Annotated in this window: 22 protein-coding genes; 6 read left to right on the top strand and 16 right to left on the bottom strand. The window is 73.1% G+C overall.

The features are described from left to right. Positions 1-141 precede the first annotated feature (141 nt). From ACQP0U_RS16620 to ACQP0U_RS16600, 5 genes are read right to left on the bottom strand one after another with little or no spacing between them, the layout of a single operon-like run. Positions 142-1,356, bottom strand: a complete 1,215-nt coding sequence (locus ACQP0U_RS16620; RefSeq protein WP_433308015.1) for a Gfo/Idh/MocA family protein — start codon at positions 1,354-1,356, stop codon at positions 142-144. Next, positions 1,346-2,839, bottom strand: a complete 1,494-nt coding sequence (locus ACQP0U_RS16615; protein WP_433308013.1) for a mannitol dehydrogenase family protein — start codon at positions 2,837-2,839, stop codon at positions 1,346-1,348. Before ACQP0U_RS16615 ends, ACQP0U_RS16620 begins: the two co-directional genes overlap by 11 nt. Further along, complete coding sequence (locus ACQP0U_RS16610; RefSeq protein WP_433308011.1) at positions 2,830-4,134, bottom strand: enolase C-terminal domain-like protein; 1,305 nt, start codon at positions 4,132-4,134, stop codon at positions 2,830-2,832. The genes ACQP0U_RS16615 and ACQP0U_RS16610 overlap by 10 nt, the downstream gene beginning before the upstream one ends. Positions 4,135-4,136: 2 nt before the next feature. Then, a complete protein-coding gene (uxaC, locus tag ACQP0U_RS16605) occupies positions 4,137-5,567 on the bottom strand; it encodes a glucuronate isomerase (protein WP_433308010.1) in 1,431 nt (476 codons plus the stop codon). A gap of 25 nt (positions 5,568-5,592) precedes the next feature. Then, positions 5,593-6,921 carry a Gfo/Idh/MocA family protein gene (locus ACQP0U_RS16600; protein ID WP_433308008.1) on the bottom strand — a complete coding sequence of 443 codons (1,329 nt, stop codon included), beginning with the start codon at positions 6,919-6,921 and terminating at the stop codon, positions 5,593-5,595. Between the two features lie 236 nt (positions 6,922-7,157). Here ACQP0U_RS16600 and ACQP0U_RS16595 point away from each other — a divergent pair, with 236 nt between their 5' ends. The 6 genes from ACQP0U_RS16595 to ACQP0U_RS16570 are packed head-to-tail and all read left to right on the top strand — an operon-like array spanning position 7,158 to position 13,110. Continuing rightward, positions 7,158-8,288, top strand: a complete 1,131-nt coding sequence (locus ACQP0U_RS16595) for a LacI family DNA-binding transcriptional regulator (RefSeq protein ID WP_433308006.1) — start codon at positions 7,158-7,160, stop codon at positions 8,286-8,288. 19 nt (positions 8,289-8,307) lie between these two features. Continuing rightward, a complete protein-coding gene (locus ACQP0U_RS16590; protein WP_433308004.1) occupies positions 8,308-9,654 on the top strand; it encodes an ABC transporter substrate-binding protein in 1,347 nt (448 codons plus the stop codon). Positions 9,655-9,685: 31 nt separating this feature from the next. Then, on the top strand, positions 9,686-10,669 hold the full coding sequence (locus ACQP0U_RS16585; RefSeq protein ID WP_433308002.1) for a carbohydrate ABC transporter permease: 984 nt from the start codon (positions 9,686-9,688) through the stop codon (positions 10,667-10,669). Beyond that, a complete protein-coding gene (locus ACQP0U_RS16580) occupies positions 10,669-11,568 on the top strand; it encodes a carbohydrate ABC transporter permease (protein WP_433320898.1) in 900 nt (299 codons plus the stop codon). Before ACQP0U_RS16585 ends, ACQP0U_RS16580 begins: the two co-directional genes overlap by 1 nt. Beyond that, positions 11,552-12,268 (top strand): hypothetical protein, encoded by a 717-nt coding sequence (locus ACQP0U_RS16575; protein WP_433308000.1) that lies wholly within the window; start codon positions 11,552-11,554, stop codon positions 12,266-12,268. The genes ACQP0U_RS16580 and ACQP0U_RS16575 overlap by 17 nt, the downstream gene beginning before the upstream one ends. Then, complete coding sequence (locus tag ACQP0U_RS16570; protein ID WP_433307999.1) at positions 12,265-13,110, top strand: PmoA family protein; 846 nt, start codon at positions 12,265-12,267, stop codon at positions 13,108-13,110. The genes ACQP0U_RS16575 and ACQP0U_RS16570 overlap by 4 nt, the downstream gene beginning before the upstream one ends. Positions 13,111-13,130: 20 nt before the next feature. On the opposite strand, the gene ACQP0U_RS16565 is transcribed toward ACQP0U_RS16570, so the two are convergent. From ACQP0U_RS16565 to ACQP0U_RS16515, 11 genes are read right to left on the bottom strand one after another with little or no spacing between them, the layout of a single operon-like run. Next, entirely contained in the window at positions 13,131-15,353 is a 2,223-nt protein-coding gene (locus ACQP0U_RS16565; protein ID WP_433307997.1) for a hypothetical protein, read from the bottom strand. A gap of 50 nt (positions 15,354-15,403) precedes the next feature. Beyond that, positions 15,404-16,159: a hypothetical protein gene (locus ACQP0U_RS16560; RefSeq protein ID WP_433307995.1), complete on the bottom strand. Its 756-nt coding sequence runs from the start codon at positions 16,157-16,159 to the stop codon at positions 15,404-15,406. A 30-nt stretch (positions 16,160-16,189) separates the two neighbouring features. Continuing rightward, positions 16,190-16,651: a hypothetical protein gene (locus ACQP0U_RS16555; protein WP_433307993.1), complete on the bottom strand. Its 462-nt coding sequence runs from the start codon at positions 16,649-16,651 to the stop codon at positions 16,190-16,192. Beyond that, positions 16,648-17,577, bottom strand: a complete 930-nt coding sequence (locus tag ACQP0U_RS16550; protein ID WP_433307991.1) for a hypothetical protein — start codon at positions 17,575-17,577, stop codon at positions 16,648-16,650. Before ACQP0U_RS16550 ends, ACQP0U_RS16555 begins: the two co-directional genes overlap by 4 nt. Further along, on the bottom strand, positions 17,574-18,089 hold the full coding sequence (locus tag ACQP0U_RS16545; RefSeq protein ID WP_433307989.1) for a phage tail protein: 516 nt from the start codon (positions 18,087-18,089) through the stop codon (positions 17,574-17,576). Before ACQP0U_RS16545 ends, ACQP0U_RS16550 begins: the two co-directional genes overlap by 4 nt. Beyond that, positions 18,070-20,757 carry a putative baseplate assembly protein gene (locus tag ACQP0U_RS16540; protein WP_433307987.1) on the bottom strand — a complete coding sequence of 896 codons (2,688 nt, stop codon included), beginning with the start codon at positions 20,755-20,757 and terminating at the stop codon, positions 18,070-18,072. Before ACQP0U_RS16540 ends, ACQP0U_RS16545 begins: the two co-directional genes overlap by 20 nt. Continuing rightward, on the bottom strand, positions 20,754-21,188 hold the full coding sequence (locus tag ACQP0U_RS16535; protein ID WP_124823053.1) for a GPW/gp25 family protein: 435 nt from the start codon (positions 21,186-21,188) through the stop codon (positions 20,754-20,756). Before ACQP0U_RS16535 ends, ACQP0U_RS16540 begins: the two co-directional genes overlap by 4 nt. Continuing rightward, complete coding sequence (locus ACQP0U_RS16530; RefSeq protein ID WP_433307986.1) at positions 21,185-21,523, bottom strand: hypothetical protein; 339 nt, start codon at positions 21,521-21,523, stop codon at positions 21,185-21,187. Before ACQP0U_RS16530 ends, ACQP0U_RS16535 begins: the two co-directional genes overlap by 4 nt. Further along, positions 21,523-23,115 carry a contractile injection system protein, VgrG/Pvc8 family gene (locus tag ACQP0U_RS16525; protein ID WP_433307985.1) on the bottom strand — a complete coding sequence of 531 codons (1,593 nt, stop codon included), beginning with the start codon at positions 23,113-23,115 and terminating at the stop codon, positions 21,523-21,525. The genes ACQP0U_RS16530 and ACQP0U_RS16525 overlap by 1 nt, the downstream gene beginning before the upstream one ends. Further along, entirely contained in the window at positions 23,112-24,005 is an 894-nt protein-coding gene (locus ACQP0U_RS16520) for a hypothetical protein (protein WP_433307984.1), read from the bottom strand. The genes ACQP0U_RS16525 and ACQP0U_RS16520 overlap by 4 nt, the downstream gene beginning before the upstream one ends. Then, positions 24,005-24,787, bottom strand: a complete 783-nt coding sequence (locus ACQP0U_RS16515) for a hypothetical protein (RefSeq protein ID WP_433307982.1) — start codon at positions 24,785-24,787, stop codon at positions 24,005-24,007. Before ACQP0U_RS16515 ends, ACQP0U_RS16520 begins: the two co-directional genes overlap by 1 nt. Positions 24,788-24,991: the final 204 nt, after the last annotated feature.

The following is a 24,991-nucleotide window of genomic DNA, read 5'->3' as shown; positions in this document are numbered from 1 at the left end:
ATACGAAACGTGTGCAGGAATGTTGCAGTTGTCGGCTTCAGCGGGCATTGCCCCCACCGTTTCCGGCGGGATATCCAGTGATTTGTCCGATGTGCCCCGCCGCGGTGCGAGCGATGTTTGCACCCCAGTTGCCGTCGCCCCCTATCCCGCCAGCTCGGCGCGGTACGCGGCGGACGCCCACGGCACCGCCAGCTCGCTCGGCAGCGCACCCCGCTCGGCCGCCCGGCGCAGCACGTCGACGACGCCCCTCAGGTGGCGGACCCGCTCCCCGCCCTCGCCGACTGTGGTCACCAGGTCGCCGTCGAGCAGCCGGGGCTCCGGCGCGGGCCGCAACGCGTCCAGCAGCGCGGTGAACGGCGCGGTACGGGCCAGCGGCGCGATCAGCGACACACCCACCGGGTCGGCCCGGTGGGCGAGCAGGTTCTCCAGCAGCCCCAGCCGTCCCGGCACCCGACGGGTCACCACGTCCCCGGGCAGGCGCAACCTGTCCGTCGGGTACTCCAGCACCGCCCGCCCCGTCGTTCCGGTCACCACCACCTCGCCCGCCACGAACTCCTCGGCGGCCAGGGTCACCGCGACCAGCACCGGCGGCCCGGCGCGGAACAGGACCCGCAGCACCGCGGTGTCCTCCACCTCGATCGGCCGGACCCGGTAGCGTTCCACCTCGATCGCGACCGGCCAGGGCGTCGCCCCCGCGAGCGCCTCGGCGATCGCCAGGCACTGCATCACCGCGTGCGCCAGCGGGTTGGCGAGCGCCCCGTCGAGCACCGGCCGGCCGTCCAGACTCCGTCGACCGGCCCAGGGGGAGCGGGCGTAGTAGGCGTCCGGGCGCTGCCAGGCCGCGATGGTGGAGATGCCGGTGACCGTACCCAGCCGGCCGGCGGCCAGCGCGTCGGTCAGCGCGGTGAGGGCCGCCGAACCGAGCGCCTGGAAGCCGACCTGGGCCACCCGGCCGGCGGCGCTGAGCGCCCAGGTCAGCTCCTCGTGCTCGGCCAGCGACAACACCGGCGGTTTCTCCAGCAGCAGGTCCGCGCCGGTGGCCAGGGCGTCACGGGCGATCGCCAGGTGGGTGTGCGGCGGGGTGCAGATCACCACCACCTCCGGCCGGGTGGCGGAGAGCATCGCCCGGTGGTCGGTGAACACCTCCACCCCGGGCGGCACCGGGGCGTCCGGGTCGTCCTCCACCGGCCGTACGTCGACAAGGGCGACCAACCGCAGCCGACCGGCGGCGTGCAGGGGCGCGATCGCCCGCCGGTGCCAGCGACCGTGCCCGTTCGCCCCGATCACCGCCACCCGGGGCGGCGACCCGGCCCCGCTCACCGCCGACCGGCCCGTGTCGACCCGGTCACCGGGCACCGGCCAGGGTGGCCTCGACGCCGTGCCGTTCCAACGCGGTCAGCCAGGCGATCACGTCGGCGCGGACCTCGTCGTCCTCGGCCACCTCCACCGGAATGACCTCGCGCAGCGCGAAGACCGCGTCGACAGCGCCCGCCGGGCTCTGCGCCCCGTCGTCCAGCGCGGCACGGATCGGCCCGGCCAGTGGGTCCTGGAACGGCAACGGCCGGCCGTCGTCGGCGTACCCCAGGGCGAAGCGCAACCAGGACGCCACGACCAGCGCGCCCCAGCGCGCGGACCGCCCGCCCGCGCGCAGGTCGGCGATGGTGTGCAGGACGCGCTGCGGCAGCTTCTGCGAGCCGTCGATCGCCACCTGGAGGGTGCGGTGGTGGATCGCCGGGTTACCGAACCGGGCGAGGGCCTGCTCGCCGTAGTCGACCACCCGGACCCCGTCCGGCGGGGTGAAGCTCGCCGCCACGTCCTCGGCGATCAGCCGGCGCAGCACGTCGCGCAGGTGCGGGATCTCCAGCGCGTCGGCGATCGTCTCCCGACCGGCCAACGCCCCCAGGTACGCGATGGCCGAGTGCACGCCGTTGAGGGCGCGCAACTTCAGCCGCTCCCACGGGCCGGCGTCGTCGGTGAGCACCGCCCCGGCGTGCTCCCAACCCGGCCGTCCACCGGGGAAGTCGTCCTCGATCACCCACTGCGCGTACGGCTCGGCGGCCACCGCGGCCAGGTCGGTCACGCCGAGCGCCCGGCGGGCCGCCTCGATCGTCTCCGGGGTGCTGGCCGGCACGATCCGGTCCACCATGGTGCCCGGGCAGGTGACGTTGGCGGCCACCCACTCGACCAGCCCAACAGGCGCGCCGCCGGCCCGGTCGACCGTCTGCTCGACCATTCCGCGCAGGCGTCGACCGTTGGCCGGCAGGTTGTCGCAGCTCACCAGGGCCACCGGCCCGGCGTCCGCGGCGGCCCGGGCGGCCAGCCCGCGCAGCAGCAGCCCTGGCACCGTGGTCGGGGGTCGGCCGCCGGCCAGGTCCGCGGCGAGCGCCGAGTCCGGGGACAGGTGACCGGTCACCGGGTCGAGCTGGTACGCCTTCTCGGTGACGGTCAGGGTCACCACGCGGACCGCCGGGTCGGCGAGCAGCGCCACCACGGCGTCCGGGTCGCTGGGTGCGTGCCGCACGCCGCTGAGGGCGCCCACCACCCGGGTGGCGCTGCCGGCGGCGGAGAGGGCGCTGACACTGAACAGGTTGTCCTGCGCGGCGATCGCCTCGACCATGGCGATGCTGCGCGGGGCGACGGCCACGATGCCCCAGTCACCGCCGGCCGCGCCGACCGCCGCCTCGGTGAAGACGGCCTGGTGTGCCCGGTGGAACGCGCCCAGCCCCAGGTGCACGACACCCGTCGGCACGGTCCCCGGCCGGATCAGCGGGCGGGCCTCGGCGGGCAGCCGGCGCAGCATGCCCAGGCCGAGCCGGGAGGCCCCGACGGTCACCGCCATGCCGGACCGTCCGGGAAGCGGAACTCCGCGATCGACGCGGGCTTCATGGTGGCGCTGTAGCCGGGCCGCTCGGGCAGCAGGTAGCGGCCACCGCGGGTCCGCACCGGATCGACGAAGTGTTCGTGCAGGTGGTCGACATACTCGATCATCCGACCCTCCAGGCCGGCGCCCACCCGCAGATAGTCGAAGATCGCCAGGTGCTGGACGTACTCGCACAGGCCCACGCCGCCCGCGTGCGGGCAGACCGGCACGCCGAACTTCGCCGCCAGCAGCAGCTCGGCCAGGACCTCGTTGACGCCACCGACCCGGCAGGCGTCGATCTGCATCACGCCGATCGCCTCGGCCTGGAGCAACTGTTTGAAGATCACCCGATTCGCGGCCACCTCGCCGGTCGCCACCCGGCAGCGACCGGCGGTCAACTCGGTCACCGCGCGGGCGATCCGGGCGTGCCCGAGGATGTCGTCAGCGTGCGTGGGCTCCTCGATCCAGTACGGGTCCACCTCGGCCAGCGCCGTCATCGCGGTGATCGCCTCGTCGACGTCCCAGACCTGGTTGGCGTCCATCATCAACAGCGCGTCCGGGCCGATCTCCTCCCGGATGATCCGGGCCCGCCGCACATCGTCGGCGAGCGGCCCGCCGACCTTCATCTTCATCGCCCGCCAGCCGTCGGCGTACGCCTGGCGGGTCAGCGCCTGCACCTTGTCGTCGGGGTAGCCGAGCCACCCGACCGAGGTGGTGTACGACGGAAAACCACTCTGCCTGAGTTCCGCGAGCCGGCCGTCCCCTCCGATCAATCCCTTGTCCAGGATGGCCGCCGCCTCGTCCGGGGTGAGCGCGTCGGTGATGTGCCGGAAGTCGACGCTGGCCACCAGGTCGTCGGTGGGCAGCTCGGCGAGGAACCGCCACATCGGCTTGCCGGCCAGGGTGGCCCGCAGGTCCCACACCGCGTTGACGAGCGCGCCGGTCGCCATGTGGATGACGCCCTTCTCCGGGCCCAGCCAGCGCAGCTGCACGTCGGCGCTGAGCGAGCGCCAGAACGCGACAGGCTCGGCCGTGATCTCCTCGACGGTGCGCCCCCGGACATGGTGGGCCAGGGCACGCACCGCCGCGCAGGTGATCTCGTTGCCCCGGCCGTTGGTGAAGGTGAACCCCGCGCCGACCGGGCCGGCGTCGGTGCCCAGCTCCACGTACGTCGCCGAGTAGTCACCACGGTTGATCGCGTCGGAGCCGTCGCCCCTGGCGGCGGTCGGGAACCGCACGTCGTGCACCTCGACCGAGGTGATGGTCACCGTCACCGTTACTCGCCTTTCCCGAAGTTGAAGACCCGCTTGGGCAGCCGGTACGTCAGATCGACGATGGTCTCGGCGGCCTCGTCCAGCGGCAGCCGGTGCTCGGCGACGAGCCGGGCCAGGAAGCCGGCGTCCACCCGGCGGGCCACGTCGTGGCGTACCGGGATGGAGCAGAACGCCCGGGTGTCGTCGACGAACCCGGTGGTGTTGTAGAAGCCGGCGCTCTCGGTGACCGCCTCCCGGAACCGGCGCAGCACCTCCGGGGAGTCCAGGAACCACCAGGGCGCACCGAGCAGCAGCGCGGCGTACCCGCCCGCGAGGGGCGCCAGCTCGCGGGTGAAGGTGTCCTCGTCGAGGGTGTAGAGCACCACCCGCAGCCGGGGGTCGTTGCCGTAGCGCTCCAGCAGCGGGGCGAGCGCGTGCACGTACTCGGTGGCCTGCGGGATGTCACCGCCGACGTCGCGGCCGTGCCGGGCGTGCAACCACCTGTTGTGGTTGCGCACCGCGCCGGGATGCAGCTGCATGACCAGGCCGTCGTCGAGCGACATCCGGGCGAACTCCACGAGCATGTGCGCCCGGAACGCCTCCGCGTCGGCGGCGTCGGCCTCGCCGCGCCGGCCCCGGTCGTAGAGCCGCTCGGCCTCGGCCGGGGTCAGGTCCAGGGTGCGCGCCGTGGGGTGGCCGTGGTCGGAGGAGGTCGCGCCGGCGGCGATGAACGCGGCGCGTCGGGCCCGCAGCGCGGCCAGGTAACCGGCGTACGTGCCGGTGTCCTCACCGGACCGATCGCCGAGGCGGTCCACATTCGTCGACCAGCCCTCGAACTCCATGTCCACCACGTCGTCCGGGCGGAACGTGGTGACCACCCGGCCGCCCGGCCCGCCCCACCCGTCGGCGGCGAGCTTGGCGTGCTGCGCGAGGTCGTCCAACGGTGACTCGGTGGTCGCGAGGACCTCGATGTTGAACCGCTCGAACAGGGCCCGGGGCCGGAAGTCCGGCTCGGCGAGCCGGGCCGCGATCTCGTCGTAGAGGGCGTCGGCGGTGCTCGGACCGAGCGGGGTGTGCACCCCGAACACGGTGCGGAAGGTCTGCTCCAGCCACAACCGCGACGGGGTGCCCCGGAACAGGTGCCAGTGCGCGGCGAAGCGTCGCCAGATCACCCGACCGTCGGTCTCCACCGGGCTGCCGTCACGGGTGGGCACCCCCAGATCCGCAGGGGGTACGCCCTGACTGAGCAGCATCCGGGTCAGGTAGTGGTCGGGCACGATGAGCAGCCGCGCCGGGTCCGGGAAGGGGCGGTCCTCGGCGAGCAGGGCCGGGTCGACGTGCCCGTGCGGCGAGATGATGGGCTGCTCCGCCGCCAGGGCGTACAGCTCCCGGGCCAGCGCGCGCTGGCCCGGTTCGGGCGGCAGCAGCAGGTCGTTGTGGTCGAACGTGGGCACGGGGTGGGACTCCTCGTCTCCTGTGTCAGCGGGGGGTGAGCAGGTCGGCGACGCGGACGGGCTGACCGGTCTCGAAGGACCGGTTGGCGGCCAGGCCGGTGAGCAGGGCCAACGCGCCGTCGTCGGCGGTCGCGGCGCGGCCCAACGGGTCGGGTTGACCGCCGAGGAGCACCCCGGTCATCCGGGCGTCCGCGCCACCGTGCCCGTGCCGACTGCGGCCCTGCACCGGGATCTGCCGGGGCGGGGCCCAGAACGGGCGCAGGGTCAGCGTCGCACCACCGCTTTCGGGCGGCGAGTCGACGCCGTGCAGGGCGGCCCCCTTGACCGCGCCGGCGGTGCCCCGGTCGACGAAGTCGTTCTCGGCGACGTCCAGCTCCAGCCGGCCCCGGCTGCCGTTGACCATCACCCGGTAGCCCTCCCAGGGCGCGTACGCGGTGAGGTGGTAGGTCATGGTGGCGCCGGTGGAGTAGCGGGCCAGCACCGCCATGTCGTCCTCGATGCTCACCCCGGGCGCGAAGACGTTGCGGTCGCGCTGGTAGCCGTCCTCGGCCTCGGCGTCGAGGTACAACTCGCGCAGCCGGGGGTGCGCGTCGAGCCGCAGCGCGAACGGGTCGTTGGCGGCGGCGGGGGAGCCGTGCGCCCGGTCGTAGTCGCGGGCGTAGCCGTGCCGGCGACCGTCCTCGCCGTAGAAGAAGAGGCGGCCGGCCGCGTACACCTCGACGGGGGTGGCGGCCAACCACCAGTTGACCAGGTCGAAGTGGTGGCTGGCCTTGTGCACCATCAGCCCACCGGAGGTGGCCTTGTCGCGGTGCCAGCGGCGGAAGTAGTCGGCGCCGTGGCGGACGTCGAGCAACCACTCGAAGTGCACCGAGCCGATCTCGCCGACCGCGCCCTCGGCGAGCAGCCGGCGAACCTGTTCGTGCAGCGGGTTGTAGCGGTAGTTGAAGGCGACTGTCACCCGGCCGCCGGTCTCGGTCACCGTGTCCAGGATCCGCCGGCAACGTGCCGCGTCAACGGTCATCGGCTTCTCGGTGACGACCTGCCGGCCGGCGCGCAGCGCGGCCACCACGTACTCGTCGTGGGTGACGTCCACACTGGTCACCAGGACGACGTCGACGCGCTCCTTGTCCAGCATGGCCGCGAAGTCACCGGCCGGGTACGTGGGCACCGGGCGGTGCCCCAGCTCACCCAGCCAGCGGTTGTGCGCATCCATGCGGGCCTGGTTGATGTCGGCGAAGGCGACCAGCTCGGTGGTGTCGGCGTGGTCGAGCACCAGCGCCCGGATGAACATCTCCGCCCGCGCGCCGGTGCCCACGACGGCGTAGCGGACCCGTCCGGCGGCTCTCGGTGACATGCGATCGCCTCCCGTGATCCTGCAAAGGTTTGCAATGAAGTAATCACGATCGATCCGATCGCGTCAACGACGACAGCGGGATCGGCGTCATATGTCAGTGTTTGGGGGGCCACAGGTCACCATGGGGAGTGCGGGTGCAACAAAGCCGTAACCATTGACCGTTGACACTGGCGCAACCGTTTGCATTAATGGGCCACACCCACGTGACCGCCACCACATCGGACGAAGGGGCCGCCGTGCCAGTCACCATCCGGGACGTCGCCCGGGCGTCCGGTGTGCACATCTCCACCGTGTCCCGCACCTTCTCCGCGCCGCACCTGGTCAACCCGGAGACCCGGGTCCGGGTGCTGGCGTGCGCGGAGGATCTCGGCTATCGGCCGAACCGCGCCGCCCGGGCCCTGATCACCGGGCGGACGCACAACATCGGGCTGATCATCGCGGACATCGCGAACCCGTTCTTCCCGCCGCTGATCAAGGCGGCGGAGAGTCAGGCCCGGCACCGCGACTACCACGTCTTCGTGGCCGACACCAACGAGGACCCGACCGCCGAGGAAGAGCTGGTCCACGCGCTCGCCAAGCAGGTGGACGGCGTGCTGCTGTGCAGCCCTCGGATGAGCAACAGCCTGATCGAGCAGCTCAGCCGCGAGGTGCCGCTGGTCGTGGTCAACCGCCAGGTGACCGGCCTGCCCTGCGTACTGATGGACGTCGGGCAGGGCGCCCGCTCGGCGATCGAGCACCTGATCGGCCTGGGGCACCGCAGCGTCGCGCTGCTCGGTGGCCCGCGCAGCTCGTGGACCAACCGGGAGATGCGTCGCGCCGCCGCCGCGGCCGCCCGCGCCGGCGGCGCGGAGCTGACAGTGCTCGGCCCCAACGCGCCCACCGAGGTCGGCGGCTCCGCCGTCGCCGAACAGGTGCGACGCAGCGGCGTGTCGGCAGTGCTCGCCTACAACGACCTGATGGCGATCGGCCTGATCGAAGGGCTGGACGCGCTCGGGGTCCGGGTGCCGCAGGAGGTGAGCGTCGTCGGGGTCGACGACATCACCCTGAGCCGGCTGACCCGCCCCAAACTGACGACGGTGGCCACACCCACCGGGGCTGCCGGCCGGACGGCCGTCGACATGCTGCTGCAACAGGACATCGAGTCACCGCGCGGCGCGCGGGGGCCCGGTGCCGGCACGGCGCTCGGCGTCCGTCGTACCACCGCACAGGTAATGCTCCAGACCGACCTGGTCATCCGCGACTCGACCGGCCCGGGCCCGTACGCCCGACCGGCACGTCCCCTGGCCGCACCGCGTGGCCCGGACCCGCATTGCCCTGCGGGCCCGGGCAGCCCGACTGCGGCCACCGGTGACGCCGTCGCCTCCTAATGCCGAGGAGTGAGCGCACATGCACCCCGCAACGCCCCCCACCACTGACGCGCCCGTCGGGCGCGCCCACCGTACCCCGCTGCCCCGGCGGCGCCTGCTGCGTGGCCTGCTCGCCGTGACGGTCGCCGCACCGCTGATGTTCGGTGCCGCCGCCTGCGGAGACGACGGCGGGGCCGCCGATCCGAACGCGCCGGTCAAGCTCTCCATCTTCTGGTGGGGCGGCGACGCCCGGGCCAAGCTGACCGAGGACGCGCTGGCCCTCTACACCAAGAAGAACCCGAACGTGACCTTCGAGACGACCTGGCAGGCCAACCAGGGCTACTTCGACAAGCTGGCCACGCTCACCGCCGGCGGCAACCCGCCGGACCTGTTCCAGATCGACGACAACTACCTCGCCGAGTACGCGGCCCGCAACACCACGCTCGACCTGACCCCGTACCAGGAGTCCGGCAAGCTGGACACCTCCAAGTTCCCCAAGAGCCTCTGGCAGTACGGCGTCGTGGACGGCAAGCTCGCCGGCCTGGCCGCCGGAGAGAACACCCAGGGTCTGGTCTACAACAAGACGCTGCTGACCAAGCACAACCTGCCCGAGCCGACCACCGGGATGAGCTGGGAGCAGCACATCGCCTGGGCCGAGCAGGTCACCGCCAAGACGAAGGTGCCCGGCACCCAGGACCCGAGCGCCGACTACAAGGCGTTCTGGGTCTGGCTGCGCCAGCAGGGCAAGGACCTCTACAAGGGCAAGGAGTTGGGCTTCACCGCCGAGGACGTGACGAAGTGGTTCGACCTGTGGAAGGGCGCACGGGACCGCAAGGCCACCCCGACCGCCGACGTCATCCACGAGGGCAACTCCAGCGACGTCACCAAGCAACTGGTGGTCACCGGCAAGTCGGCGACCTCCTGGGTCTGGGCCAACCAGATGCCGGACCTGAAGAAGAACACCAAGGACGAGCTGGGCGTGATCGCCTACCCCGGCGACCCCAGCGCGCAGTGGGCCCGGGCCTCGATGTACTGGTCGGTGTTCAAGGGCAGCAAGAACAAGGACGTCGCCATCGATGTGATCAACTTCCTGAACAACGACGTGGAGGCGGTCAAGCTGCTCGGCACCGACCGCGGTCTGCCCTCCAACCTGGACCTGCGCCGGGTGGTCAGCGACGACACCACCGACCCGGCGATGAAGCAGTCGATCGCCGTCGAGGCGGAGCTGACCCAGAAGTTCGGCGAGTCGCCGCAGGTGCCGATCAAGGGGCACAGCAAGGTGAAGTCCGAGCTGATCAAGGCCGCCGAGAACGCGCAGTACGGCCGGGCCACCCCCGCCGAGGCCGCCGCCCAGTTCGTCGAGGCGTGCAAGTCCGCCATCGCCTGACCGCCCCGCGAGGCGAGGAGAGGAGCTGTTCGTGGCGTTGACCACGGCGCCCGACCCGACCCGACGCGGCCCCGGATCCGCCCGGGCCCACGCCGAGAGGCGTGGGCCCGGACGCTTCCGGCACAGCGAAGGTCTGGCGGGGTACGTCTTCCTGTCGCCGTGGCTCATCGGCCTGATGGGTGTCACGGCAATCCCCATGTTGCTGTCGCTCTACCTGAGCTTCACCAACTACGACATCCTCACCCCCTTCTCCGAGGTGGAGTGGGTGGGGCTGACCAACTACGAACGGATGTTCACCGCCGACCCGTCGTACTGGCACGCGGTGCGGGTGACGCTGACCTTCGCGCTGATCGCCGTACCGCTGAAGCTGGCCGCGGCGCTCGGCGTCGCGCTGCTGCTCAACCGCGCCTGGCGCGGAGTCGGGCTGTTCCGTGGGCTGTTCTACCTGCCGTCCCTGCTCGGCGGGAGTGTGGCGCTGGCCATCGTCTGGGTCAACATGTTCAACCGCGACGGCGCGTTCAACTCGCTGCTGAGCCTCTTCGGCATCACCGGCAAACCGTGGGTCAACGACCCCGACTGGGCCCTCGAAACGCTCATGGTGCTGGCCATCTGGCAGTTCGGCGCGCCGATGGTGATCTTCCTGGCCGGGCTTAAGCAGGTGCCCACCGAGCTGTACGAGGCCGCGTCGGTCGACGGGGCCGGCAGGTTCCGCCAGTTCCGCAACGTCACCCTGCCGATGCTCTCCCCGGTCATCTTCTTCAACCTGGTGCTGGAGACCATCAACGGCTTCCAGGGCTTCACCGCCGCGTTCGTGCTCAGCAACGGCACCGGCGGTCCGGTCGACTCCACCCTGATGTACACGCTGAACCTCTACATCACCGGCTTCACCGAGCTCAACATGGGCTACGCCTCGGCGATGGCCTGGGTGTTCCTGCTCGCCATCGCGGTCATCACCGCGATCTTCTTCAGCACCGGGCGGTTCTGGGTGCACTACTCCGACGGGGAGGACCGGTGATGGTGACGGTGACCCCGACGAACGCCGCGCCGACCACGGTGCCGCCGACCGCGCGCCGACGGCCCGGCGGACGGCCCGTGCTGCGACTGCTGATCCTGGTGGCCATCGTCGCCGTGGTGCTCTACCCGCTGATCTGGATGGTGGGCACCTCGTTCAAATCCCAGGAGGAGATCGTCAACAACATCGGGCTGCTGCCCGAGCGGTTCAGCCCGGGCAACTACACCGCCGGGTGGTCCAACTTCGACGTCAGCTTCGGCCGGTTCTTCCTCAACAGCACGATGGTCAGCCTGCTCACCGTCGTCGGCAACGGGCTCTCCTGCCTGCTGGCCGCGTACGCCTTCGCCCGGCTGCGGTTCCGGCTGCGCGGCATGTGGTTCGCGGTCATGATCGGCACGCTGCTGCTGCCCCAGCACGTGCTGATCGTGCCGCAGTACATCCTGTTCCGCACGCTCGGGCTGGTCGGCGGCGAATGGCCCTACCTGCCGCTGCTCATCCCGCAGTTCCTGGCCACCGAGGCCTTCTTCGTCTTCCTCATGGTGCAGTTCATGCGCGGCGTCCCCCGGGAACTGGACGAGGCGGCCCGCATCGACGGCGCCGGCCCGTTCGGCATCTTCCGGCACGTCATTCTGCCGCTGAGCCGCCCGGCGCTGGTCACCACGGCGATCTTCTCGTTCATCTGGACCTGGAACGACTTCTTCCGCCAGTTGGTCTTCCTGTCCGAACTGGAGGACTACACCGTCCCGGTCGCGCTGACCCTGTTCATCGACTCGACAAGTCAGAGCGCGGTCGGCCCGATGTTCGCCATGTCGGTGCTGTCGCTGCTGCCGGTCTTCCTGTTCTTCGTCGCGTTCCAGCGGATGCTCGTCGAGGGGATCAACACCAGTGGCATCAAGGGCTGAACCGGCATCAGGAGCTGAACCGGTCGATACCGGCGGGCGGCGGGACTGGCGCGACGTCGCCCGCGACGCCGCCGACCTGGCGCTGCTGGGCATCCTGCTGACCCTCGCGTCGGCGCCACTGCTCACCGCCGCCGCGGCGGCGGGCACGGCCAGCGCGGCGGTGCACGACTGGACCCGTACCGGCAGTTGGCCGTCGGCGCGCACGACAGTGCGCCGGTTCGGCCGCTCGGTGCTGCCCGGTGTGCCGGTCAGCCTGCTCGCGCTCGCCGGAGCCGGGCTACTCGCCGCCGACCTGGCGGCGCTGGCCACCGGCCGGGTGCCGGGCGGTCCGGCGGCGCTGCTGGTGACGGCGCTGATCGCGGCCAGCCTGGCCGGGTACGCCGGGCTGGTCGTCGTCGAGGTGGGCGGCAACGGGGGCGGGCGGTGGCGGGCCGCGGCCCGGTCCGCCGCCCGCGCCTGCCTCGACGCGCCCACCCGCTGGGCCGCGCTCACCGGGGTCGTCGCGCTGGCCGGGCTGCTCGCCGTCCTGGTCACCCCGGTCGCGGTGCCGATCCTCGCCGGCTACACCGTGGCGGCCCTGCACGCCGTCACCGTCCGCCGGTCGGTGTCGGCCACCACCGTCGGCCGGCCGAGACTGGCCGACCCCACCATCCGCCGGTCGGTCTCGGCCGTCGTCGTGGGCCGCCGGGAGTTGCCGTGAGTGGGGAGCCGGTGCGGCTGACAGTCGGGGCCACGGAGGTGGCCGAGTACGTGCTCGACCCGGCCCTGGACGCGCGGCACGGGCCACGGCCGTACCTGCACCCGGTACGCACCCTCGGCGGAACCGTGGTCACCGACGCGCTCCCCGCCGACCACGTGTGGCACCTCGGCGCGTCCCTCGCGGTGCAGGATGTCAACGGCAGCAACCTCTGGGGCGGGCGCACCTACGTGCGCGACCTCGGCTACACCTGGCGGGACGACCACGGCGTCATCGCGCACACCGGCGAGGTCGAGCGGTCCCCGGGCCGGTACGTGCACGACCTCCAGTGGCGCGACCGGGCCGGCGAGGTGCTGCTGACCGAACGGAGGTGGCTCGCCGCGTCGGTTGTCGCGCCGGACGCCTGGCGGCTCGAGGTGGAGTCCGTCCTCGTCGCCCCGGACGACCGGGAGGTGCGCCTGGGCAGCCCGGCCACCAATGGTCGCCCGGGTGGGGCCGGCTACGGCGGGTTCTTCTGGCGGGCCGCCGCCGACGGGGAACCGGCGGTGTTCACCGCCGACGCGGCCGGGGAGGAGACGGTCAACGGCAGCGCGGCGCCGTGGCTCGCGCTGACCGGCGTCCGGTCGGGCGGCGGGGCGTACACCCTGGTCTTCGCGGGCCTCGGCCGGGACGACAGGTGGTTCGTGCGGACCGGGATGTATCCGGGGGTCTGCGTGGCGTTCGCGTTCGACCGGCCGGCGGTGGTGCCGGCCGGCGCGAGCCGGCACGGCCGGTACCGGGTGTGGGTGGCCGACGGGACCCTCGACCGGGACGGTGTCGCGGCCCTGGTCGCGACGGTGCCGTGAACTCCGCGCGGACCGTGGAGTCAGCCGGACCGGTCGATCAGCTCGCGGATCGCCGCCTGGTAGGCGGCCTGGGTGTGGTACGGCCAGTGCCGCTCGATCGGCGGCGGCACGGTGTCCGCCGGATCGACGGTCAGGCTGTGGGGATCACGGAGTCGAGTGTCGACATCGGTGCCGGGCGGTGGGTCGTCCGAGCCCGGAGGGAAGATCGGCCCACCGATCGGGTCGGTGTCCCGCCACAGGTTGCGCCACCGCCACCCGATCCGCCCGCCCAGGTCGCGGAGCGTCGCCGGCCCGAGGTACGCCGGGTAGAGCCGCGCGTAGGTGCGCCGCAGCGGTGAGCCGTAGGTCAACAGCGAGACCCGGGCCAGCACGGCCGGCGGTAGTTGCAGGATGGTGGCGGCGGCGAGCACCGAGCCGTGGCTGTGTCCGGAGATGACCACCGGCCCGCGCGCGGTGAGCCCGGTGACCCGTTTCGCCAGCTCCGGGACGGCGCGGGCGGCGTAGCAGGGCGGCGCGAACGGGTGGACCGTTCGGGGCCAGAACGTGCCGAGGTCCCACAGCACGGCCACCACCCGCCGGGTCTGCGCCGATCGGTACGCGCGGAATCCGAGGATCAGGAGGCAGATGACGAGCAGGCTGATCACCCAGACACCGGCGTCGGTGACGTAGGCGAGCACGACGGCCGCGCCGCCGTCCCCGCCCAGCCGGTCCGCGAGCTGGGTGGGACCGATCCCGATCACGTCGAAGGCGACGGTGGCCAGCCCGAGCGACGCGATCAGCAGGAACGCGAGCAGCACCGGGCCGAGTTCCTCGGTGATCCGGGACTGGACGATGGTCTCCCGGACCAGGCGCAGCCGGTGCGCTTCCTGCGCCGGCACGTCGGGGTAGTCCCGCTCGACGATCCGCGCCGCCAGCCTCCGTCGCCGTCGCCGGCTCAGCAGAAGGGTCACCGAGGTCACCGCCGCGCCGATCAGCAGCGCGGCGAGCCCGGCGAGCGCGGCCCACCAGTAGGCCACCGGCGGGTCCAGCGGGCCGACGATCGGCGGGTTGGGCCGGATCGGGTCGGGGATGTCGCCGTGGTCGAGGATGTCCGCGACGCGGTAGACAAGGGTCGCGGTGAAGGCCGCGCCGACGCTCACCGCCGCCGCCGCCATGATCGGGGTGCCGAGCCCCCGCAGGACCGGGCGCTCGTCGTCGCGGGCAGCACGCTGCCGGGTGTATGTCACGACGGTGAGCACGACGAGCAGGACGCCCTGCGTGGCGACCACCCCGGCGGCGGCGCCCTCGTACCCGGGCAGCTTGCCCGAGCCGGACGGCGTCGCGTCCGCTAGCACTGCCGAGCCGAGGCACAGCACGGTCACCACCACGGTGGCCGCCCAGAGGGGGCGCAGGAACCGTCGGGCCCGCGCCGGGCTGGGCGGCGCGGGCAGGGCGAGGAGGACCACCTCGACTCCGAGCAGCCCGACGGCGATCCCGAACAGCGCGCCGTGACCGGGCGCGCCGACCCCACCCGGTGAGATGCCGGCGAGCAGGGCGACGTTCAGCGTCCCGATGCCGAGCACCACGTGGATCTGGCGCAGCCAACCCGTGGTCTGCTCGTCCTGCCAGAAGCCGGCGTCGGTGAGGCGCTCGGTCCGGTCGCCGGGCAGGCCGCGTTGCACCGACGACGGGCCGAACCCCTCGAACGCCCGCGCCGACCGGGTGCCGATGGCCCAGACGACCCGCAGCGCGAGCAGGGGAACGACCGACAGCAGGGCCAGCCGGGGCCCGGCCGGGACGGCGTGCAGCCAGGCCAGGTAGGGGCGGCTGGCCCGACACCCGGGGTACGGCACGCACTGCCAGCCGACCAGGTCCAGCGTGACGCCCACCGCCGCCAGCATGAACGTGGCCGTCAGGGTGCCGCCGAGCAGCCGGCACAGCACGCCGAGCAACCCCCACCTGTCGTGCCCGGGCGGCCGGAGCCAGATCGCCAGGTTGCTCAGCATGAAGGGCAGCAACAGCAACATCGAGGCCGTCCGGACCGCCGCCCCGGCGGTCAGCGAACCCCAGCGGTACGCCTCGACGGCGACTCCGTCGGTGGCGCCGCCGGCGGTGCCGCTGCCCGGCCGGGGCCGGAAGAAGCCCGCGTGGGTGTCCCCGGCGACCCGGACCACGATCGGGTGGTCGAGGATCCGTTCGGCGGTGACGCCGGAGATGCCGTGAACGCGCAGCTCCACGGCATCGCGCCCCGGCGTCTCGTCCACGCCGTCAGGGTCACAGACAATCCACCCGGGCGCTGCCGATACCGCAAACGTCAACGGGCCGGTAGGGCGGCGGTGACCCGGACGGCTTTGACGATCGCCGGGATCGAGCCGATCAACAGCACCAGCCCCCAGATGATCGCGATGATCGCGAAGACCAGCGCCGCCACGTCGTCGACGATGCTGACCAGGATCACGGGCACCAGGTTGTGCAGGAACTCCAGCACCACCGTGCACAGCAGGGTGGTGAGGATCAGCAGGACGAGGCCCTTGTTCTGCAGGAAACGCGGCTGGGCCAGCACCAGCATCCCGGCCCACACCAGCTTGAGCAGCAGCACCAGCCCGAGCAGCACCGCCGCCTCGCCGACCGGGAAGAACCCCCACAGGGCCAGGTACGCCAGGGTGCCGAACGGGACGGCCAGGAAGAGCGACACCATGATCATCAGCTCCACGAACGCGATGACCAGCGCGACCAGCCCGACGAGGATCAGGATGATCGAGAAGATCAGGCTGGCGACGCCCTGCACCCGCCCCTGGACGCGCTCGGGCAGCAACAGGCCCAGACAGAACAGCCCGGTGCTCCAGACCGCCACCGCGTCGATCAACGCCAGGTAGCCGGTGCCCCGGCCGGACGGTTCGCTGACCCCGGACACGTCGTCGATCTCCACGTCCAGCGCGCCGGCGCTGTCCGCGAGGGCCGCGCCGGCGTCGGCGCCGCCCAGCAGCAGCCCGGCACCGAGCTCCACCCCGATCGCCAGCACGATGGCGAGCATGGCCATCAGCAGGAACGGCTTGCGCAGGTCACCCACGGCGGCACCTTCCTCTCGGTCCGGGTCGGGTCACGACGTGGCCACGACGACCGTGCAGCCGCCCAGGCCGGGGCAGACCAGGCCCACCTCGGTGGCCTGGTCCACGGCGACCTTCGCCACCGCGCCGGTGCCGTCCGCCGCCGGCTCCACCTCGTCGCGGATGCTGAGGTCGGCGTCACCCGGCGCCGGGGCGACCACAGTGAACCGGGCCGCGCTGCGCAGCACCAGGGTGCGCAGCCCGCCGGGGTCCGCGACCCGCACCACGCAACTTCCGGAGAACTCCAGCCGGCCCGTCTCGTCGGCGCAGTCGGCACTGACCGTCGCCGGATCCACCGCCGAGCGCTCGCCGCCCAGCGCGCCCAACCTGTCGACCAACCCGTGTCGGGCCCCCGGATCACCCCTGTCGTCCCGGCCGGCGCCCACCGCCACCGCGAACAGCGCCACCAGCAGGACGGCGAGCAGCCCCAGCAACGCCTTCTGCCGACCACTCATCGCGCCACGGCCTGCGCCACGATCTCGGTGAACCGGATCTCGTCGACCCCGGCGAAGTAGCGGTTCGTGCCCTGCGTCTTGCCGACCACCAGGAGCGTGACCTGGTGCGGGCCCTTGGTGAGCTGGACCGTGCCGACGTCCAGGAACTCCGTCTTGCGCACCGTCGGCGTGAAGCCGAGGAACGTGCCGCCGACCTGGTTGCCGTCGATCGCGAAGACGGTGTTGGCGTAGTCGAAGGAGGTGGTGCGCACCGCGGCGAAACGCCAGGTGCCGTCGGCCGGGATCTGCACCGTCACGGTGACCTTGTCGCCGATGGCCAACCCCTGGAAGAACAACTGCTTGTCGCCGGACCAGGTCAGCTCACAGCAGTTGGGCTGCTCCTCCACCTTCGCCCCGCTCTTGCGCGGAGACTCCACGACCGCGCCCGGCACCAGGCTCTCCGCCTCGACGGTGACCACCCGCGGCTCGCCGGGGCCCGGCTCGCCGTCGCGGGTCAGCAACACCACCCCCACGGCGACCACCACCAGCACCAACGCCGCCGCGGCGGCGATCCACAACCACGGGGTACGCCGTGGCGGCGCGACCGCCCGCACCTCGTACGTGACCCGCCCGCTGGAGCGGGAACTCTCCTCCGGCGCGGTGTTGGCCGAGTACGCGAACCCGGTCATGTCGTAGCGCCGGGCCGGTGTGCCGGCCGGCACGGCGAGCTTGACCAGGAACGACACCGAACCCTGACCGGGTACCACCCGTTGGGGCTCGGCGACGCTGAACCACGCCCGCTGGGACCCGTCACCGGGCATCACGTCGAACACCACAGTGTCCGGCGCGTTGCCCGGGTTGGAGACGGTGAAGGTCAGCTCGCCGCTGTTGCGCGGATCGAGGGTGAACTGCTCGGCGGCGGCGACGACCGCCCACTCGGTGGTCATGACGACTCCTCTATCAGGACGATCTCGACGGTGGCCGAGGCGGGTTTCTCCGCCTCGACGATGCGGGTGATCACGGCGAGCTGGCCGGCGGCGGCGGCCGGCACCCGCACCACGACGTGAAACGGTTGCTCGGCGGGTTCGTCGATGGCGAAGCCCGACATCCCGGTGGCCAGCTCCAGAGCCCGGCGTATCCCGTACGGGGTGCCGCGCCAGCGGGCCAGCAGGGCGGCGTTGGCCACCAGGTCACGCAGCCGACCCACCGGCAGCGGCAGCGGGGCGTCCGGCCGGGGCGAGGCCACCACGTGGTCCATCGCCACCCAGCGGGTCAACCGCACGACCAGCCCGTCCGGCGCCCGGTACGGGTCGAACAGCGCGTCCACCTCGGCGAGGACCGCCTCGTCCGGGGCGTGCAGCCCCTCCATCACGTCCAGCAGCGCCCAGAGCACGCTGCCCGGCACGCATGCCCGCTGGTAGGCGGCGGGCAGCAGCCGTTCAATCGCCGAGCGTCGCATCCTGGCGCACCACCTCGATGTCGTGCTCGCCGGAGCAGAGCAGCCAGGTATCCGGGACGGTCACCACGTCGGCGGTGGCCTGGTTGGCGCTGGGCGTCCAGGTGACGGCGTCGGCGCTGCGGTGCACGCCGCGTTCGCCGCTGGCCAGGAGCAGCCGCTCCGTCGTGCCGGTGCCTCCGGCCGCCGCGCCTCCGGTTGTCGCGCTGCCGGCCGTCGGGCCGCTCACCGCGATGGCGTCGACAGGCACGAACCGCGTCCGGTCCCGCAGCGGCAACCCGCAGTTGACCGACACCGCCTGCCACTGGGGCTGGGCGGCCAGCGCGTCCAGCCGCAGCACCCCACCGCTCTGGGTGGCCGCCACCGCCTGTTGGCCGGCGAACGCGAGGTCCCGGCAGGTGCCGCCGATCCAGCCGGCCTGCATCGACTGCCACTTCACGTCGGACTCGAACAGCCGGGTGCGGTGGCAGCCCTGGCCGGGCTTCTTCGGGTCCGGTTCGCCGGCGCCGCTCCACAGCAGGGTGGCCGGCCCGTCGTACTGCACCGCGAGGACCCGGTTGTCCACGTTGGCCAGACCGACGTGGGTGAAGCTGCCGGGTCGGCCGCCGCTCGTCGACAGGTACACCCCGAAGCTGGCCTGGGCGGCCACCGCGACGCCCGGCGCGCCACGCTCGGAGACGAACGTGCGGACCGCGTAGAACCCCCGGTCGGCGTCGGACGGGTCGACCAGGATCTGCAACGGCACCGCCCCGGGCAGCAGCGACACCTCGTAAAGGCCGGTGTCGGTGGCCACCAGCAGCGCGCCCGCGCCGTCGCGGTCCAGCCAGGCCACGTCGGAGATCCGCGAGTCCAGGTCGGTGAGCAGCGACCACGTCTCGCCCAGGTCAGTGCTGAGGTGCACCCGGGAGCCGCCCGAGGCCCGCAGCGTCACCACTGCCACCGAGCCGGCACGCGCGACGATGCCCGGCCGCACCGGCGCGGGCGCGGGCGCCACCCGCAGCACCGTCTCGTCGTCGTCGAAGCGACCTGCCGGTTCCCAACCCGCGCCGCCGTTGCTGGAGCGGAACAGCACCGAGCCGCGCCCCGCGTACCAGGTGCGTGGCTGGTACTGGTCCACGGCGAGGGCGCGGACGTTCGCGTCGGGCGCCTCGTCGACCACGAACCGCACCGACTCGACGTAGCGCACGCCCGGCTCGGCGTGCTCCAGCAGCCGGTACACGTTGGACGCCCGCAGCGGCTCGCCGAACGGCCAGCCGGTCGGGTTGAGCGCGGTGGGCAGTGGGCTCAACGTCTGGTGCAGCCGGTCGTGGATGCGGCGACGGACCGCGTCCACGTCCTCCTCGCGACGGACCACCACCCGGGCCCGTACCGACACCGCCTTGACCCGCGCCCAGGTGGCCCGGGAGCGGATGCCGACCATCCGGCGTTCCTCCAGGTCGGCCTCGACCCGGTGGCGCGCCTCGGGCACCTCGTGCTCGCGCAGCACCGCCACCGGCAGCCGACCGCCCGGACGGGCCGCCTCCGGCACGTACGGCACCAGCACCACCTCGACCTCGCCCGGCCGGGCGAAGCTGTACACCGCCGCGCGGGTGAACGCCCGCGCCCGCGCCACGGCGCCGGAGCTGGTGGCCAGCACCTCGAAGTCGCGGGCGGTGACCGCCCGCTGCTGGGCGAAGAACTCGTACGGGCCGCGCAGCAGCACCGACTCCAGCGCCTCCATCTCCCGGCCGCCGGCCGCCGGGGTGGGGTTGTCGACGCGTACCCCGGGTAGTGGGTCGCGCAGGCTGGTCAGCGTGCCCGCCGCCACGTTGCCGGTGGGTCCGCCACCGGAGCGGTACCAGAGCCGGATCTGCCGTCCGGCCGGGGGGACGGCCGCGACGGTCACCGGCGGCATGGCACTCGCCGGGGCCGTGTCGGCCGTGACCTCGCCGTGCGGGGTCGCCTCGGCGGGCGGTCGCAGGTCGAGCGCCGGGGCGAAGGTGACGGTGCCCGAGCAGCGGTCGACCAGGTACGCCTTGGCCTGCGGGCCGAGCCCGGCGAAGCTGTCCACCGGCTGCCAGATCTCGAACGTGCGACCGTCGTGCTCGCGGGCCGCCGCGCCCAGCTCGACGGTGCCGGCCGGCACCTCCACCCCGAGCAGCAGGTCCAGCGCCTCGGCGGTGTGCGTCAGCGGCGCGTGCGCCGCGCGCAGCACCTGACCGGGCTGGCCGGTGCCCACACCGAGCAGCTCCGCCTCGACAGGTTCGCATTGGTGCATCCGTACCGTCACCGACGTCTCGTCGGCGGGCAGCAGCGTCGGCTCGGTGGTGACGAACACGACCGGTCGGGGGTCCGCGCCCCGGGCCGCCGCGACCCGCAGCCCGGCCGGGATCCGGACCGCGTCCCGGTCGGTGCCGGTGCGGGTGAACCGGACGTCCGCCCAGGCCGCGGTCGGTGCGTGCCGGGTGACCCCGAGCAGGTTCAGGAACGAGACGTATGCCTTCTCCGGCAACTGGTTCAACCGGTAGATCATCACCTCGGTGAGGTGCGCGAACGTCTCCACCAGCGCCATGCCGGGATCGTGCGCCGACAGGTCGGTCCACGCCGGGCAGGACTGCCGGATCCGTTCCCGGGCCTCGGTGACCAGGTCGAGGAAGCCGCGATCGTCCAGGTGCGGCACGGGCAGCGTCATGAGGGTCCTCCCTGGGCGGGCTCGTCGGCCGGGAGCAGGTCCACGGAGAAGACCAGCTGCCCGGGTGTCAGGCTGGCCCGCACCCGGTAGTCCAACCGGATCACCAGCCGCCACGCGTCGTCCGGGTCCGGCCCGGCGTCCACGTCGATCACCTCGACCCGGGGCTCCCACCGGGCGATGGCCTGCCGGACGTAGTGGATGGCCAGGCCGGCAGTGGTGTCGTCGTTGGGCGCGAAGACCAACCGGTGCAGCCGGGAGCCGTACCCGGGTCGCATCAGCCGCTCGCCCGGCGTGGTCGACAGGAGCAGGAACAGCGCCTGTCGTACGCTCTCGTCGCCCTCGGTCATCGCCAGGCCGCCGGCCGCGGTGAGCGCCAACCCGCCGGTACGGCCGGCATCGAAGCCGGCGCCCACGAAGCGGAAGGCCCTCATCGGTCCGCCCCCAGGAACCCCTGAGCCGGGTCGCGCACCGTGTGCTTGACCAGCCCCGGCGGTGTGCCGTTGGTGAACCCTTCCAGGTGCGACAGCACCAACCGGTGCCCGTCGACGCGGATCCAGTCGCTGTAGCCGACCCGGACGGTCAGCGTCTTGGTGCACGGCTTGATGGTCGGGCCGTAGTTCGGGCAAGCGATGATCTTGCGTCCCTCCGGGTCGTCGTCGACGAGCACGGGCACACCGGTGACGGTCACCCACTGCCGCGAGGGTCGATTTTCGACCCGGCCGTCGTGATCGCAGGTGATCACGGAGTCACTGTGGATCCAGCGCATCAGCCGCCTCCTTGGTGATGGGCGCGGGCGAGCGAACGGGCCTGCTCCGCCGCTGTGGTCGGGTCCTCGGTCGAGTCGGCGTGCAGGAAGTCCACGCTGCGGGCGCGCACCACCATGGCCCGGCCCGGTGCGGAGATCACGAGGTCGGACGCCGCGTGCAGGGTGGCCAGGTCGGGGGTCAACTCCAGGAAGCTGCCGCCCTCGGTGGCCAGCCGCAGGCTGCGGCGCACATCGTCGACGACGATCGACTGCCCGCCGGCGGTGCGCATCGTCCAGCGGCGGGCCTTCCCGTCGTCGATGCCCGCGTCGTACGGCTCGACGGCGCCGAACAGCGAGCCGAGCACGATGCCCGAGGCGGGCTCGCCGCCGGGCAGCACCACCAGCACGGTGTCGTCCGGATCGGGCAGCGCCACCAGACCCTTGCCCGGCCCGGCCCCGGGGCAGAGCACGGCGAGCCAGCCGGCGTCGAGGTCCCCGTACGCCGGCAGGGTCAACCGGACCCGGCCCAGCCCGTCCGGGTCGGCGACGTCGGTGACGGTGCCGAGGGTGACCACCGCACCGCCGGTCGCGGCTGCCGGGGTGACCGGCGGCACCGTGGAGAAACGGGTGAGGTGCCCGTTGCCGTCCACTGTGTGCACCACCTCGGTCAGCACGTACGCCCCGGCGACCGGGTCGGGCACACCGCCGAGGTCGACGCGGCGGCCCGGCCGGAGCGCCGGATCGCCATCGGCCACCCCCTCGGCCGTGACCAGCGTCGCCGCGCGGGTGTCCAGCCGGGCCTGGGCCAGCGCCGCCAACTCGTCGTCGCTGCGGCCGGGCTGGTCCACGGCGGTGCGAACACCGTCGGCACCCACGTCGGCCGGGTCCGGGCGGTCGTCGGCGGGTCGGCCGCAGCGCGCCTCGTCGACCTGCTGGCTGATCACCTCGGCCCGCTGCGGGTGCCAGCCGAGCGCCGCGCTGGCACCGCTGGCCTGGTCGGTGTTGGTGGAGAGCCGCAGACTGTGCACCCCCGCGCCGAGCGTCAACGCCACCGGCTCTCCGTAGCCGGCGAGCGTGACAAGCCGGAGGCCGTCGCCGTCGGCGGCCAGGTGCAGCCCGGCCCGGCCGGCCACCTCACGCAGCAGTTCGAGATCGCTGTGCCGGTGCTGGAGCAGCCGCTCCAACCGAGGGCCGTCGACCTCGGCCGTCACCGCCAGCCCCACCGCGCCGCACAGCTCCCGGGCCAGCTCGACGGCTGTCACCGAGGTGAAGACCCGCAACCCCTGCCGCTTGCGCAGCCGATGCAGCGGGTCGTACGCCCGCAGCCGCAGCACCGCCGCCCCGTCGGCGGCGTACTCCACCTCCACGCAGGTGACCTCACCGGTGAACAGGGCGTCCGCGTGGTCGGCGAGCCGTACGTCGAGCGTCGTGCCGGGGCGTACCGCCGGGTCGAACGCGCTGGTCCCGGCGGTGGTGGCGAGCACCAACTCGGCCTGGGTGGGCTGGTCGAGGCGGGCCGCCACCCGCAGTGAGCGGACCCGTTGACGAGCCGCGCCGACCAGCTCGGCGCCGTCGAGCAGGACGATCAACGCCCGGGGGGCGACGCTTGTCACGGCGTACCCCCGGGGATGCCGGACCCGCTCGGACCCGCGCCGGTCGGGCCGGTCGCCGTGCTCCACGGCGCACCGGCGATCGAGGCGCCCACTGACGACGCGGCCGCGCCCACCGCGCCGCCCACCGCCCTCGCCAGCCCGATCGCCGCACCACCGACTGTCGACCCGACTCCGGCGCTGACGGTCGGTGGGACGGCGAGGGTGGTGCCGGCCGGCACGGCGAGCGGATCGGTGATCCGGTTGTGTTCGGCCAGCAGTCGCCAGCGCAGCGGCGAGCCGAGCGCATCGTTGGCCAGCAGGTCGAAACGCACACCGGAACGACCCGGCTCGGCAGCGCCGTCACCGGCGGCGATCACCGCGCTGCCCGGCGCGGCGGTCGGGGTGCTCGCGGCGGCCAGCTCCTCCGCGAAGCCGGCCTCGGCCTGATCGGCCGTCTCGGCGGCGCGGACCAGCTTCAACCGCAGCCAGGACCGTCGCGGCGACCCGGTGCCGGTGAACGCGTCAAAGCGTTCCGCCACCGCGATGATCACACCTGGCACGTTCCAGGTCTTGCCCCAGACCAACCGGACCAGCGGCGGTCGCAGCCAGCCGTGCTCGGCGGTGGAGTTCTCCGCCAGCATCCACAGCGGACGGGTGAGCGCCCGGACGTCGGCCGGACGGAGTTGCGCCTCCACGAAGTCCACGTCGAAGAGCAGGTCGAGCACCAGCTCGGTACGGCCGCCGCCGGTGAAGACCAGCGGGTCGTCGGCCAGGCCGGACCCGGTGAGCTGCCCGCCGCCGGCACCCCGTTGGCGTACGCCGGCGAGCCGGGTCACCTGCACGGTCTCCGGGTTGAGCAGGCAGTCCACCCGAACGCCTGAGGAGTCGATGAGGAAGGCGACGCGTTCCATCAGTCGCCCGCCTGTTCCCGGTCCAGCCGGGTCAGCTGGGCGGTGTCCAGCGCCGCCCCGGCGACCGACCACAGTGCGGTGTCGTCGGGCAGCGCCGGCCACCTGTCGACGCTCCTCGTCGCCAGGGCGGGCGGCGGCGCGTCGATGCCCGCTGCTCGGTCGCCGCCGGCCGCTCGCGTCCCGATGTCGCTCAGCGCGGCCTGTCGCCCGGGTGGTGCCGGTTCGCCGGGCAGGGTCAGCCAAGGGCCTCGGTCCACGACGCGCGCCAGGTCGCCGCGCCCGGTGGTCGGAGTGTCCTCCACACCGGTCCGGGTCCAGCCGGTCCGGGACGCGTCGGCCCCGGCCAGGTCGGGCCAGGCCGGACGCTCGTACGACGACGCCGCGTCCCCTCGCGTCGGTCGTGAGGTGTCCGGTGCGCTGTCACGCCGGCCGCGCTGGTCCCTGCTGGGCCGGGGCCGACCGTCCGCGGAGTCGCCCCGCAACCCGTCGCGGCCAGCCGGGAGTCGGTCGGCGCTGGGTCGTGCCGGCGACGAGCCGGTGGACCGCTCGGGACCCTTGTCGACCTCGCCGGGCCGGTGTGCGTCCAGGGGCCGGTGCGATGGGGTTCGGGCGGGTTCGGCGTCCACCCGGTGGGGGTGGCTGCTCGGCGAGCCGTGTGGCCCGAAGACCAGGGAGCGGACCGGCTGTGGGGGTGCATCCGACCGGGGCAGCCCGGTCGCATCGTCGGCCGTGGTGTCGGGAGCCAGGGTGTTGCCCCGGGCCGGTCGTCGTACCGGAGGCACCGCCCTGACCGGCCCCGATGGCGGGGTCGATCCGGCCGGCGGGGTTGTCGCGTCCGGGGCGGACGAGGACGGGCTGGCAGCACCCGTCTCCGTACCGTCGGGCTGGTCGCCGGGGGGTGCCGGACGGCCCGACCTGCCGGTCGGGCTCTCGGCCGGCGACCTGGTCGGCCCCGGTAACCGCCTGCACCGGGACCGCGCCCGCCA

This window comes from Micromonospora sp. CA-269861, from assembly GCF_050948505.1.
Lineage (GTDB): Bacteria > Actinomycetota > Actinomycetes > Mycobacteriales > Micromonosporaceae > Micromonospora.
Note: the sequence above shows the minus strand (reverse complement) of the source record. Positions and strands in the feature narration are given on the sequence as shown.

Excerpts from the sequence above, each read along its gene's own strand:
- ACQP0U_RS16615 (WP_433308013.1), bottom strand. The coding sequence starts at position 2,839 with ATGGCGGTGACCGTCGGGGCCTCCCGGCTCGGCCTGGGCATGCTGCGC.
- ACQP0U_RS16600 (WP_433308008.1), bottom strand. The coding sequence starts at position 6,921 with ATGTCACCGAGAGCCGCCGGACGGGTCCGCTACGCCGTCGTGGGCACC.
- ACQP0U_RS16590 (WP_433308004.1), top strand. The coding sequence starts at position 8,308 with ATGCACCCCGCAACGCCCCCCACCACTGACGCGCCCGTCGGGCGCGCC.
- ACQP0U_RS16580 (WP_433320898.1), top strand. The coding sequence starts at position 10,669 with ATGGTGACGGTGACCCCGACGAACGCCGCGCCGACCACGGTGCCGCCG.
- ACQP0U_RS16555 (WP_433307993.1), bottom strand. The coding sequence starts at position 16,651 with ATGAGTGGTCGGCAGAAGGCGTTGCTGGGGCTGCTCGCCGTCCTGCTG.
- ACQP0U_RS16550 (WP_433307991.1), bottom strand. The coding sequence starts at position 17,577 with ATGACCACCGAGTGGGCGGTCGTCGCCGCCGCCGAGCAGTTCACCCTC.
- ACQP0U_RS16545 (WP_433307989.1), bottom strand. The coding sequence starts at position 18,089 with ATGCGACGCTCGGCGATTGAACGGCTGCTGCCCGCCGCCTACCAGCGG.
- ACQP0U_RS16540 (WP_433307987.1), bottom strand. The coding sequence starts at position 20,757 with ATGACGCTGCCCGTGCCGCACCTGGACGATCGCGGCTTCCTCGACCTG.
- ACQP0U_RS16535 (WP_124823053.1), bottom strand. The coding sequence starts at position 21,188 with ATGAGGGCCTTCCGCTTCGTGGGCGCCGGCTTCGATGCCGGCCGTACC.
- ACQP0U_RS16530 (WP_433307986.1), bottom strand. The coding sequence starts at position 21,523 with ATGCGCTGGATCCACAGTGACTCCGTGATCACCTGCGATCACGACGGC.
- ACQP0U_RS16520 (WP_433307984.1), bottom strand. The coding sequence starts at position 24,005 with ATGGAACGCGTCGCCTTCCTCATCGACTCCTCAGGCGTTCGGGTGGAC.